The following is a 13,494-nucleotide window of genomic DNA, read 5'->3' as shown; positions in this document are numbered from 1 at the left end:
CTCCCCATTTTTTCAATCTAATCGTTCAATAATAGTCGCATTCGCCATCCCAAGACCTTCACACATCGTCTGCAGTCCATAGCGCCCTCCTGTTCTTTCGAGTTCATGCATCATGGTGACCATCAGCCGTGCACCGCTTCCGCCTAAAGGATGGCCGAGTGCAATGGCACCCCCATTTGGATTAAGCTTTGCCGGATCCGCACCTGTTTCTTTCAGCCAGGCAAGCGGTACAGGAGCGAATGCTTCGTTCACTTCGAACACATCGATGTCCTCAATAGCCAGTCCTGCTTTTTTTAACGCATTTTCTGTTGCAGCTATTGGTCCAGTCAGCATTAAAGTAGGATCTGATCCTACTGCCGTACGTGCAAGGATTTTGAACCTTGGTTTCATACCAAGCTCCTCTGCCTTTTCACGCGACATAATTAATAGGGCTGCCGCTCCATCGCTAATTTGGCTGGAATTTCCTGCATGAATCATACCATTCTCTTTAAAAACAGTTTTTAAGCTTGCCAATACTTCCAGAGAGGTTTCCTTTCTCGGTCCAGCGTCTTCTGTTACCGTCAAAAGCTGTCCATCAGACATTGTCACATCCAATGGTGAAATCTCTCTCTCAAACCGGCCTTCAGCCTGGGCATTTAAAGCCTTCTGATGACTCTCAAATGAATAGCGGTCCAGCTCTTCTCTTGTAAATCCATATTTTTCAGCAATGCGTTCAGCTGATAAGCCCTGGTGGATGATTTCATGTCTGTCTGTCAGTTTTTCACTGAAACCGACCCCCTGATAGCTGGAGCCGATAGGAACACGGGACATGCTTTCGACCCCTCCTGCGATCACAATATCCATATCCCCTGCTAAAATAGCCTGAGCTGCAAAGTGAACAGCCTGCTGGCTGGATCCGCATTGGCGGTCAATGGTTGTACCCGGCACTTCAATCGGAAACCCTGCGATTAATGCAGCTACCCTTGCAATATCCCCTGTTTGCTCGCCTATTTGCGAGACACAGCCAAGAATGACATCATCAATCATTTCCGGCTTCAGGCCTGCACGTTTCACAAGTGCCTTTAACGCTTCTGCAGCCAAATCATCTGCCCTGATGTCCTTTAATAAGCCGTTTTTTCTTCCTACTGGTGTTCTGACCCCTTCGACAATGACAGCTTCACGCATATATACTCCTCCCTATAAACCCATGTTTTTCGCAATAATCGTTTTCATGATTTCATTTGTGCCTGCATATATACTGGCGACTGGTATATCTCTGAACCTCCTTGCAATCTCGTATTCTTCCATATAGCCATAGCCGCCATGAAGCTGCATGCATTCAACTGCAATTTTACGGGCATTTTCCGTCAGCTTCCATTTCGCCATGGAGACCTTTGTAACTACATTTATTCCTGCCATATGCTCTGTGATCAGTTGGTCAAGGAACACCCTTCCCATTTCAATATCTGTTGCCATTTCGGCTATTTTAAATTGAGTGTTCTGAAACTGGCTGACCGGTTTTCCGAATGCCTCGCGATTCTTTACATAATTTATTGTTAAATTAAGCATTTCCTCTGCAGCCACCTGGGCAGCAATTGCCACGACAAGCCTTTCCTGCTGCAGCTTTTCCATTAAATATAGAAAACCTTTTCCTTCTTCGCCGATCAGGTTTTCTCTCGGAACTCTGCAATCTTCAAAAATTAACTCTGCCGTATCCTGACAATGAAGACCGACCTTGTTTAATTTCCTCCCTCTTGAAAACCCCTCTGTTCCCCTCTCGACCGCAAGCAGGCTTACGCCTTTATGCCGGGGGACTGCATGGGGATCTGTTTTACAGGCTATGATGATTAAATCTGAATGTATTCCATTGGTAATAAAGGTCTTTTCGCCATTCACTATGTAATGGTCCCCTTCAAGTCTTGCTGTCGTTCTGATGCCTGCTAAATCAGAGCCGGCGCCAGGTTCAGTCATGGCTATTGCCGTAATGAATTCACCCGCCGCACACTTTGGAAGCCACTTTTCCTTTTGTTCATCGGTTCCATAAGCAGTAATGTATGGGACGACGATATCATTGTGGAGCCCAATTCCCACCATGCCGGACCCAACCCGTTCAAGTTCTTCATTAATTATGACTGAGAAGCCCCAATCAACATTGCTTCCGCCATACTTTTCTTCGATATCAGGGCATAAAAAACCCTGTTCCCCCAACTTGCGCCAAAACTCACGGGGAATGATCCTGTCCTCTTCCCATTTGTCATAGTTCGGATAGGCTTCTTTCTCTAAGAACTTTCGCAGAGATTCTCTAAAAATTTCATGCTCTTCCTGCAGGTATGTCGCAGCCATACTATGAACCTCCGAAACTAATATTTTTTTGGCATAACACAAAGTATTATCTATCGCCTTTGTAAAGGCTTACAATTATATTGTACAATAATTAACTATATTTTTAGAACATTTAAAATTCATTTTTTAAAAAACTTTCTTTCAAGGTTCACTGAGTTACTTCGGCTGCATTCGGATGCCGCCATCCAGCCTGATCGTCTCTCCATTCAGCATCGGATTCACTAATATACTTTCAGCCAGCCTGGCATACTCCTCAGGATATCCAAGCCTTGAAGGAAAGGGCACCATTTTCCCCAATGAATCCCTCGCCTCCTGAGGCAGTGATTCAAACATGGGAGTGTTAAACAATCCAGGGGCAATCGTCATTACACGAATCCCATATCCCGAAAGCTCCCTGGCGATCGGCAGGGTCATTCCAACCACTCCTCCTTTGGATGCACTATAGGCTGCCTGGCCAATTTGTCCTTCAAAGGCTGCGACTGAAGCCGTATTAATAATCACACCTCTTTCTCCTTGATCATTCGGGTCATTCTTTGCCATTTGTTCAGCCGCCAGACGAATGACATTAAAAGTCCCGATCAGATTAATCATAATGACCTTTTGGAACATGTCCAGAGAATGGACGCCCTTTCGGCCCAGCAGCTTTGCGGCAATTCCGATGCCGGCGCAGTTAACTGCAGTATTAATGCTGCCAAATTGTTCAGAAGCAAATGCCACTGCCCTCTGTACGTCTTCTTCTTTTGTCACATCCGTTTTCATAAAAAGAACATTTTCACCCAGTTCACTGTTAAGGTGAGCTGCCCGATCTTCCGCTAAATCTGCAATAAGGACCTTCCCTCCGCATCCGGCTATTTTTCTCACTGTCGCCTCACCAAGCCCTGAAGCCCCGCCAGTGATTATGGCTCTGCATTCTTTCACTTCCATAATGAACCTCCTCTTATTAATCAGGTTTTCTATGAAGTCATTTCCATTTGCAATGGTGATTTTCCTGCTGAATGGCTGATTAATTATCAATTCTTGTTATTGCACAAAAAAAACAGCTCCTTTTCAGAAGCTGTTTTTCTATGCCAAATTGCGATCAGCAAGAATTTCTCTCAGATGCTGTCTGACCCGATATAGTTTTGTTTTGACAGTGTTTGGGTTGAGATGGAGAATGTCCGCTATTTCTCTTTCTTTCAGTCCATGCTTTGTTTTAAGCAGGAAAACCCTTTTCTGTTCATAGGAGAGGGAATCCACATAAGCGTATATCTGCTCTTGAAGCATATTGATCTCTGCTTCCTGCCCGGTATCGCTGTATCTGCTTTGCATGCAGTTTTCAAAATCAACGGAATCCTGTATCCTCTCATTAGTCCTTCTTTCTTTTCGCACAAAATCTATTGCGGTTCTGGTCGCTATTGAAGATAACCATGATCCCAGCTTATCCTGATCATCTATGCTGTCCATTTTTTTATACGCCTTGATCAGTGTTTCCTGTACCACATCCTGTGCCAGATAATGATCCCGGGTTATGCTGTAAGCAATATGATAAAGCCGCTTATTGTAGAGTCTGCAGATTTCCCTCATATCCATTGAAGGTTTTTTCACTGTAATCCCCCTCTCCTGTAAACTTCTCCCGAATTTATTGGAGCCGTTCTTTTATAAAATCCGGCACTGTTTTTTCAGTAAAGCTCTTAATATCAATTGATCTTTGTTCATCAAAATAGAAGGCAATAATGTAGTCTCCTTCAATGTTTCCGTTTGAATTCCTCAAACCGCTTTCTATTTGTTTCTTATCCGTAATTTTGATGGAGGTTTTACTGTCATTCATCTCATCAAATATTTCCTCATAAGAGTACCCTTCCGCATAGTTAATATCGATATCCTTTTCTCTAACAGCCAGTGCATAAGAAATATCATTGCTATTCACTTTTGCATCATTCAGCAATGACTTTTCTTCCAGCCATTTCTCAAATCTTGTATAAGAAGGATTCCAGGTCATATAAGCTTTTTTGCTGCCATTATAATAAATTTCAATATGCGCATATGGCTCGTCAATTCCCCGAAGCTCCTCATAAGAAGCAGCATCCACTTCCTCAGTCAATAGCTCAACAGCTTCTTTTAGTTCTTCTTTATCTGTAATGACAGCCCGCTTTGAAACTGGCCCGGATGGGGTAATCGTGATTTTCGTAGTATCATCTGCTGATACCTGATAGATTTCATTTGTTGCCATTTTATATTCATCCGATTCATATATCAGCTTAAGAAATGGCTTATATTCCCTTTTGTTAATGCTGTAATTGCGGACCACCTTTTCGCCATTCTTAAGTTCATACACAATAAAAACGGAACCGCGGCCAGAAATCTGCGCCTGTCTGTTTTCATCTTTTACCAGCTTTTCATGAAACCTTCTGACCAAATCAATATTCTCGTATTCTTTTAAATATAGCGGTTGCTCATGATCAATCTCATTATAAAAGTGAAAACTCTCGCTGAAATGAACCCGCTCAATTTCATTTCCCCTTGGTATGCTTTTTTCATACTGAGTCAAGTCAAATTGGAATAAGAGGAATAAAGCCGCCATTATGACTGTATAGACCATCAATCCTTTTACATGAATAGTCACTCGCCATGATTTCTGAAGAACCATTTCGGCCGCTGTATATCCAATCAACGCTCCAAACACATATCCCGCTATTATCCAGCTCGTTCCGCCCTGCATCTCACCGAAATAACCTCCCCCGAGGAGCATCGCGCAAAAAGTTACACCAAATTTAAAAATGGGCTTTGTTAACGGAAAAACAAGCGCGTGGGAAACGGCCTCCATTTTTCTCCTTTTATAGATCTGCAAGCCAAGAAAATACAGAGTCACAATAAGTATCAGATAAACGGCAGTCTCCACATTTGACGGTGTGCGCATATTCATTTGCGTAAATGCAATCAAGGGAGAGAACTTTTCTAATTTGCTTTCCATGTAATATTGGCCAGGAAAGCCGAATAAATAGAAAGGCAAATTAATAGAAACTAAAATGATCAGTCCAACAGGGAGCAGGAGAAAGATATAAGTTAAGGCACCCTGTACCGCAGATAATCCCGTCAGCATTCCGACAGAGACACCTGCAAGGTAAATCACAATATTAAATAAAAGAGTGATGCCCACCCAATTGAGGATCTCCCCCATTGAATAAAAATCCTGCAAATTCATAGGCTGGTAAAGAACCAGGACAATTAAAGCAATGAGTATAACCGGCAAAATTAAGAACAGGATTCCTGTTAAAGCATATTGATGGAAAATGGACTCCCTTTTAACCGGCAGACTGTGTATTAAATCGCTATATTGTTTTACCTGTGTATATCTGAATAAGAATACAGACAAGGCCACCGGTACTGATATATTAAATATAATTTGCAGCTGGAAGCTGTATTGAAACAGATTGTCAATGTCCAGGAATTTCCGCTGTTCCTCTGAAGAATTCATTATGATATCAAGAGGAATGGCAAAGAACAGACCGAGAAAATATAAAATGGAAATCCAGCCGATACTTCTGAAGATCGTTTTTATAATTTCCTTTTTAATCAAGAATGTTTTGGACTGCATATCCAATGTCCCCCATTTCATAAATGAAAATCTCCTCTAATGTCAGGGGAAGCATATCGAATATCACTGGTTTAAATTGTTCTACATATGACGATATTTCCTTCGCATCTCCTTTTACAATGCAGATCATGATGCTGCCTCTTTTTTCTTTATAAAGGATTTTCAGCGGGTCGAAAATGGCTGGTACAGATCCTTTAAAGGCAACCTGAATTTTATGAGTATCTGTTTTAAGGTCATCAAGATCTTTTTCCAGAATCATCCGTCCATTATGCATAATGCCAACAAAATCACATAGATCTTCAACTTCGCGAAGATTATGAGAGGAAATAAGAATGGTCATTTCTCTTTCAGCAACCTCATCAATCAGCAGGCTTTTCACTTTCTTCCTCATTACGGGATCAAGCCCGTCCATAGGCTCATCCAAAATTAACACTTCCGGCCTGGCAGACAAAGCAAGGATAAAAGCAGCCTGCCGCTGAATACCTTTGGAGAATCTATGAATCTTTTTATGTATATCCATTTCAAAAATGGCAGCCAGATCTTCAAAGCGTTCTTCATCCCACATGCTGTAAATATTTTTATAGAATTGCGCCATCTGCTTAACGGTATATTGAGGCAGAAAATAGGGATGATCCTGAATAAAAAAGATCTTATTTTTCATTTGCGGGTTTTCGAACACCGGCTGGCCGTCAATGGCAATGCTTCCTTCATCCTCTGCATAAATGCCTGCCAACAGCTTTAAAAGTGTTGTCTTACCGGCTCCATTGGATCCAAGCAAGCCGTATATGGACCCTTTATTCACTTCGATGCAGACATCTTCGACAGCATCCATCTCCTCGAAGGATTTCCGCACGTTACGGATTTTGATCATCGTCTATCCCTCCTCCTATAGCTGCTTCTATTTCCTGAATGAGCTTGTATAATTCATTTTTTGTGATTCCAAGGTACAAAGCTTCTGATAAAAGCTTTGAAATTTCATTTTTCACTTTTTCTATTTTTTCGCTGTTCAGATTGGGTGTCGCTGCACTGACAAAACTGCCCTTCCCTTTTATGGAATAAATATAGCCCTGGGACTCAAGCTCCCTATATGCCTTCTGAATGGTATTAGGATTGATCGTCAGCTGCTGGGCCAGCATGCGAACGGAAGGCAGCTGTTCATCTGCTGTTAAGACCTCTGTGATGATCAGCTCTTTAAGCCGCTCAACCAGCTGTTCATATATAGGTTTTCGGCTCCTTACATCCAATTCAAACATGCTTGCCCTCCCATCTGTATGCAGTGTACTATGATTCCTAGTACAGTTAACACAGTTAGATTATATTACAAGTAATTGGAAAAGAGAAGGGGGAAATTAAACTTTTTATAAAAAGAAAAAAACTGGTTCAGCCAAAGGGCTAAACCAGTCCAAAGTGTTCTTATTTAGCAGATTTCACATTCACCGGTGGCGGAGGCAAAATCATGTTGGAACGCCTGTTATTTGTTGCAATTATATAAACAGCTGCGACTGCTATGGCAACTGCAATGAAGGAACCGATATTGAAAATCCCTTTTTGCGAATACCAGACAATCGAGTAACCTACAGATCCTGCCAGCAGGGCGTAGTAGAAGAATGGGAATAACGTTTTGCGGATGACAGCGCCTTCTTTTCCGACAAGTCCCACAACAGCTGATGCAGCAACGACGTTATGCACACAAATCATGTTCCCAGCTGCTCCTCCGACTGCCTGAAGGGCTACAATCCAGGTTGCATCCACCCCGATCTGTGAGCCGACGTCATATTGGAATAATGCAAACATCATATTACTGACGGTATTACTTCCGGCAATAAAGGCACCGATGCCCCCAATGAAGGTGGCAAAAAACGGCCAGAATTCTCCCGCAAGCGCCGCAGCACCGTTCGCGAGCTCGATCGGCATCTGATTATAGCCTGCTTCTCCCCCGCCGGTGTTGATAAATACCTGTACCATCGGAACCGTGAAAATTAAGGCTGTTGAAGCAGCTACAGTGGTCTTTCCTGAATCTGCCCAGGCTTTTTTGTATGAACTTGCATTCATTCCATGGATGAAATATGTGATAACAGATACAAGAATAAAAATCGTTCCCGGCAAATACAGCGGCTGGAAGCTTGAAGTGATGCCGGAATCAAAAATGTTTTCAAATTTGACCGTCCACGCCTGAAGCCACTCTAAAAATGGAAGCGATTTCAGTCTCGACATTACTAAAAACAGGCCGACTAAAACATATGGCGTCCATGCACGCATCATGCTCATGCTTCCGCTCTTGTGAGCAACAGCTTTAATTTCCAGCTTTCCAGTCCATTCAGGATTCCACTTGGATTTCTCTTCGAAATCCCAAACCTGATCCTTTGGCGGCATAAGAAAGCCTTTTTTAGCTGCAAAAACAACAATTGCTAAACCAGCTAATCCCCCGATCATAGATGGGAATTCAGGTCCAAGGACATTTGCTACAATAACGTAAGGGATTGTCATGGCAAAAGCTGCAAAAAGTGCAAACTTCCAGATTTTTATCCCTTCCGTAAATGATTTATTTTTGCCGAAAAATCTTGTCATTAAAGCTACTACAAATAAAGGAATTAATGTTCCCGCAATCATGTGGAGAATAGCTACTTGTCCGGCGATTTGAGTTACTAATCCAAGCAGGTTATCGGTAAGGCTGGCATTGCCAGATAAACCGGTCTGAACGCCGACAAGCATCGGTGTGCCTACAGCACCAAATGACACCGGTGTACTTTGAATGACCATTCCGGCAATAACTGCGGCCATAGCCGGAAAACCAAGGCCAACTAAAAGCGGAACAGCTACTGCGGCTGGAGTACCAAACCCGGATGCGCCTTCAATGAAAGAACCAAACAGCCAGGCGATGATAATTACTTGTATTCGGCGGTCAGGCGATATATCTGTGAATCCCTGACGAATGGTTTTTAAACCGCCGCTTTCCTGAAGGGTATTTAGAAGCAGAATAGCGCCGAAAATAATATAAAGAAGTGTTCCGGCGACAACCAGGCCATTGATGGATGCAGCGGCAACTTTGGCCCCTGAAACTTTCCATACCAATAGAGCAAGAACTACTGCTACAAGGTATGAGATTGGCATCGCCTTACTTGCCGGCCATCTCAATCCGACAAGAAATACTGCAACTGCAATAATTGGCAATAAAGATAGTAAAGCTAACATTCCAGTACTCAAATTACGTTTCCCCCTTTGTTTTGTAATAGCGAACAATGATTGCACTTTGTTGCGGATAGCAAAACATGTTATATAACTATAATGGTTTTGTTATACAACATGGCATTAGGCTTATTTACATTATACAAACATTTTTTATAATTTCAATAATATTTGGAAAATTTAATCTATGTATTTACACAAAAATATTTGTATGTATATACAAAAAAATTAGCTCAATATATCTTTTTATCGAGATATATCGAGCTAATTACTAATTGATTCGGCTTACATGACCAAGACGTGCGGAAATGCCTTGTCCTGTCCTTACCATTATGGATTTTAATGCATCAAGCCGATCATCTGTCATCCTCATGGTCGGGCCTGAAATACTGACTGCAGCAATAACCTTGCCAAGGTGGTCAAAAATAGGAACGGCAACACACGTAATTCCGTATTCATTTTCTTCCAGATCAAGAGCATATCCTTTTTGCCTTACCTGACCCAATTCTTTCATGAAATCGTCTTTATCCGTTATGGTTTTATCTGTATGGACCGGCATCCCTTTTCTTTCAAGAATATCGGACACAATGCTTGAAGGCAGGTGTGCCAGAATGGCCTTGCCGACAGATGTGCAATGCATCGGAGCGCGCTTCCCGACTTTTGAATGCATTCTTAATGTCTCGTTGCCCTCAAGCTTCTCGATGTACACAACCTCTCCCTGATCGTAAACGACTAAATGAATGACTTCATTTGTTTCATTTTCAAGCTCCTGCAGAAAAGGCCTTGCTTCTGCACGCAAATCGATTGATTCAAGCAGCTTTGAACTGATCTCGAGGAATTTATACCCTAATTTGTACTTGCCGGTTTCGGTGTCCTGCTCTATATATCCATACTCAACCAGGGTAGATAGAATACGATAAACAGAGCTTTTGTTGATGTCGATCTGATTGGCAATTTCCGTTACACCAAGACCGGTTTTTTTCAGGCTGATCAATGTAATTATATCCAACGCCCTGCTGACGGACTTGACCATATTTTCTCTTTCCACAATACTCACCTCAGGTGCAAATACCATAATTCAATCTACTTGAATTATACCGTTTTTGCGCTTTCACGTGCCACTGCAAATGTATTGCGCAGTGTTCCTATCTCTTTGATTTTACATTCGATAACATCACCTGATCTGACCATCTCAGCTCCAACAGGACTTCCTGTAAGGATTACGTCACCCGGCTTTAGTGTCATGACATTTGACAGGTAGGAAATCATTTTACGAATTGGAATAATCATTAGATCTGTGCTGCTGTTCTGTTTTTCTGTGCCGTTTAATTTTGCTTCAACCTTTACCTCAAACGGATCCAGTTCAGTTTCGATTACGGGACCCAGCGGAGTAAAACTGTCAAAGGATTTGCCAATTGTCCAATGTCCATCATTATGGAAAAATTGCGGAGCAGTCACATCATTCCCCACTGTGTAGCCGAAAACATAATCAAGTACATCTGACTCTGCTACATTTTTTGCTTCTCTGCCAATGACGACAGCCAGTTCTGATTCGAATTTCACCTCTTCAATGCCTTCAGGTATGATAATATCCTCATCTGGTCCAATAACAGAAGATACAGGCTTGAAGAAGAATACAGGAATTTCAGGGAGTGTCTCAGGCAAATCCGATTTTTCGGACACATAGTTGGCTCCAATTCCAATGATCTGATTAGGAACCAGGGGCGCAAGCTGTTTTGCTTCATTTTGGGAAAAGCTCTGTCCTGTATACTCCCAGTCTCCGAAAATATCCCCTTTAATTTCTTTATAAATACCCTCTTCTAATACTCCTGCTTGTACTTCTCCATTAACTTCAAATCTTGTAAATTTCATTATTCTTCCACTCCCCTCAAGTACTTTAAGTCTGAATTAGAAAATGCTCTTTTGAATAAAATGTTTTTTTTCGCCAACAATGTTGTCCGTTGATTTCCGCTCAAGGGTGCTCGCTTTCCGCGTGGCTGGCAGTGAGCCTCCTCGACGCTGCGCGTCTGCGGAGTCTCATCTTCCGCTGCAATCAACTCAGCGAATAATATACATAAAGTAACAAACCTTGTGAGAACAGTCTTAGAAAAACAGGGCACCTGCATGCCCTGTTCTGAAATTATTACTGTTTAACAGCGTATTTTGACTTCGCTTCAAGACGGCGGCGGTGCAGAATTGGTTCTGTATAGCCGTTTGGCTGATCATAGCCTTCGAAAACAAGGTCACATGCTGCCTGGAATGCAACCGATTGATCGAAATCAGCTGCCATTAGGCGGTATGCGGTATCTCCACTGTTTTGTTCATCAACTACCTTAGCCATTTTCTTAAGTGTCTCAAGCACTTGTTCCTTCGTGCAGATGCCATGGTGAAGCCAATTGGCAACATGCTGGCTCGAAATCCTTAATGTCGCACGGTCCTCCATTAAACCAATATTATTGATATCAGGTACTTTGGAACAGCCGATGCCCTGCTCAACCCAGCGTACCACATATCCGAGGATACCCTGTGCGTTGTTTTCCAGTTCTTCCTGGATCTCCTCTTGAGTCCATTGCGGATTTTCTGCAACAGGTATCTGCAGAATTTCGTCACGAAGGTCTGTAACTTCCTCCAGCAGCTTGTTTTGCACCTTCTGAACTTCTACCTGATGGTAATGCAAGGCATGAAGGGTGGCTGCAGTTGGAGACGGTACCCAGGCAGTATTAGCGCCGGCGTTCAAATGGCCGATCTTTTGCTCCATCATATCTGCCATCATATCAGGCATAGCCCACATGCCTTTTCCAATTTGCGCACGTCCCTGGAAGCCTGTTTCAAGGCCTGTATTGACATTGGATTTTTCATAGCCTTTTAGCCAGGCTGTGGCTTTCATATCATTCTTTCGGATCATCGGGCCAGCTTCCATGGAAGTGTGCATCTCATCCCCGGTACGATCAAGGAATCCGGTGTTTATGAAAACAATGCGCTCCTTTACTTCACGGATGCAGGCTGCAAGATTCAAGGAAGTACGGCGCTCCTCATCCATTACACCTATTTTCAATGTGTTCCGCTCCAGTCCAAGCAGATCTTCCGTCCGGTCGAATAACTCGTTTGCAAAAGCAACCTCTTTGGAACCGTGCATTTTTGGCTTAACAATATAAATGGATCCCTCAGATGTGTTTTGGTATGGTCCATTTCCAAGCAATGTATGCTTCCCAATCAAGGAAGTAACTACCGTATCGAGGATCCCTTCCTGCACTTCATTACCGTCTGCATCCAAAATAGCGTTAATGGACATTAAATGTCCTACATTCCTGACAAACATCAATGAGCGTCCAGGTAATGAAAACTCCTTCCCTTCAGCAGACACATATGAACGGTCAGGATTCAATGTGCGTGTCATTGATTTAGAGCCCTTTGTGAAGGCTGCGGAAAGGTCACCTTTCATTAAACCGAGCCAGTTGCGGTATACAAGGACCTTGTCTTCAGCATCAACTGCTGTTACTGAATCCTCACAGTCCATAATTGTGGTAATTGCAGCTTCAAGTAAGACATCCTTCACTCCGGCATCATCCGTTTTTCCAATTGGGTGGCTTCTGTCAAACTGAATCTCAAAATAAAGGCCATTATTCTTTAAGAGTACTGCAGAAGGCTGATCCGGCTCTCCCTGGTATCCGGCAAACTTTACCTCTTCTTTTAGTTTTGCAGTTTCCCCATTGCTCAGCACAACTGCCAGTTTCCCTTCATCAACCTTGTACTGTACAGCGTCTTTATGCGAACCGCTTGAGAGAGGAACGGTTTGGTCAAGGAATTCCCTGGCAAACGCAATAACCTTTTCTCCCCTTACAGGATTATATCCGCCGTCCCTATTTGCCCCGTTTTCTTCACTGATTGCATCTGTGCCGTATAGTGCATCGTACAAGCTTCCCCACCGGGCATTTGCAGCATTGATCGCATATCTCCCGTTATTAACTGGAACGACCAATTGCGGTCCGGCCTTCACAGCTACTTCTTCATCGACATTTTCTGTAGTAATTTTAAAATCTTCGGCTATTGGCTCAAGATAGCCGATCTCTTCCAAAAATGACTTATAGCTATTAAAATCAAAATTCTGGTTTTCCCTGTGCCAAGTGTTCAGCTTATGCTGAATTTCATCACGCTTTGCAAGCAATGCTTTATTTTTAGGGGTCAGATCATTTATAAGCGCTTCCAAACCTGACCAGAATTGCTCCTGATCCACGCCGCTTCCCGGCAAAGCCTCGGAATTAATAAATTCATAGAGCTCCCTTGCAACCTGCAGGCTTCCTGTTTTCACATAGTTCTCCATTATTCATTTCCTCCTCTGATTGCTGCTTTTAATTTCCGCTGTTTCTTATTACAAAACAGCGTTTCTAACTTTCTCTTAAAAAAATAATAGC

Annotated in this window: 11 protein-coding genes; all 11 read right to left on the bottom strand. The window is 42.7% G+C overall.

The annotated features are described in order from the left end of the window. Positions 1 to 12: 12 nt before the first annotated feature. On the bottom strand, positions 13 to 1,164 hold the full coding sequence (locus tag BK139_RS12630; protein ID WP_076259214.1) for a thiolase family protein: 1,152 nt from the start codon (positions 1,162 to 1,164) through the stop codon (positions 13 to 15). Positions 1,165 to 1,176: 12 nt separating this feature from the next. After that, positions 1,177 to 2,322: an acyl-CoA dehydrogenase family protein gene (locus tag BK139_RS12625; RefSeq protein ID WP_076259211.1), complete on the bottom strand. Its 1,146-nt coding sequence runs from the start codon at positions 2,320 to 2,322 to the stop codon at positions 1,177 to 1,179. A gap of 156 nt (positions 2,323 to 2,478) precedes the next feature. Then, a complete protein-coding gene (locus BK139_RS12620; protein WP_076259209.1) occupies positions 2,479 to 3,246 on the bottom strand; it encodes a 3-hydroxyacyl-CoA dehydrogenase in 768 nt (255 codons plus the stop codon). A 138-nt stretch (positions 3,247 to 3,384) separates the two neighbouring features. Then, the gene (locus tag BK139_RS12615) at positions 3,385 to 3,906 is read right to left on the bottom strand and encodes an RNA polymerase sigma factor (RefSeq protein WP_286148700.1); all 522 of its coding nucleotides are present in this window, start codon (positions 3,904 to 3,906) and stop codon (positions 3,385 to 3,387) included. Positions 3,907 to 3,940: 34 nt separating this feature from the next. After that, positions 3,941 to 5,917, bottom strand: coding sequence for a DUF6449 domain-containing protein (locus BK139_RS12610; RefSeq protein ID WP_083675354.1), 1,977 nt, complete (start codon positions 5,915 to 5,917; stop codon positions 3,941 to 3,943). Then, entirely contained in the window at positions 5,871 to 6,767 is an 897-nt protein-coding gene (locus tag BK139_RS12605; RefSeq protein ID WP_076259206.1) for an ABC transporter ATP-binding protein, read from the bottom strand. The genes BK139_RS12610 and BK139_RS12605 overlap by 47 nt, the downstream gene beginning before the upstream one ends. Continuing rightward, positions 6,751 to 7,149 carry a GntR family transcriptional regulator gene (locus BK139_RS12600; RefSeq protein WP_076259204.1) on the bottom strand — a complete coding sequence of 133 codons (399 nt, stop codon included), beginning with the start codon at positions 7,147 to 7,149 and terminating at the stop codon, positions 6,751 to 6,753. The genes BK139_RS12605 and BK139_RS12600 overlap by 17 nt, the downstream gene beginning before the upstream one ends. 160 nt (positions 7,150 to 7,309) lie before the next feature. Beyond that, positions 7,310 to 9,100: an L-lactate permease gene (locus BK139_RS12595; protein WP_076259201.1), complete on the bottom strand. Its 1,791-nt coding sequence runs from the start codon at positions 9,098 to 9,100 to the stop codon at positions 7,310 to 7,312. A 253-nt stretch (positions 9,101 to 9,353) separates the two neighbouring features. After that, a complete protein-coding gene (locus BK139_RS12590; RefSeq protein ID WP_076259328.1) occupies positions 9,354 to 10,130 on the bottom strand; it encodes an IclR family transcriptional regulator in 777 nt (258 codons plus the stop codon). A gap of 44 nt (positions 10,131 to 10,174) precedes the next feature. Then, the gene (locus tag BK139_RS12585; RefSeq protein ID WP_076259198.1) at positions 10,175 to 10,954 is read right to left on the bottom strand and encodes a fumarylacetoacetate hydrolase family protein; all 780 of its coding nucleotides are present in this window, start codon (positions 10,952 to 10,954) and stop codon (positions 10,175 to 10,177) included. Between the two features lie 271 nt (positions 10,955 to 11,225). After that, on the bottom strand, positions 11,226 to 13,403 hold the full coding sequence (locus BK139_RS12580) for a malate synthase G (protein WP_076259196.1): 2,178 nt from the start codon (positions 13,401 to 13,403) through the stop codon (positions 11,226 to 11,228). Positions 13,404 to 13,494 lie beyond the last annotated feature (91 nt).

Source organism: Paenibacillus sp. FSL R5-0490 (assembly GCF_001956215.1).
Lineage (GTDB): Bacteria > Bacillota > Bacilli > Bacillales > Cytobacillaceae > Cytobacillus.
Note: the sequence above shows the minus strand (reverse complement) of the source record. Positions and strands in the feature narration are given on the sequence as shown.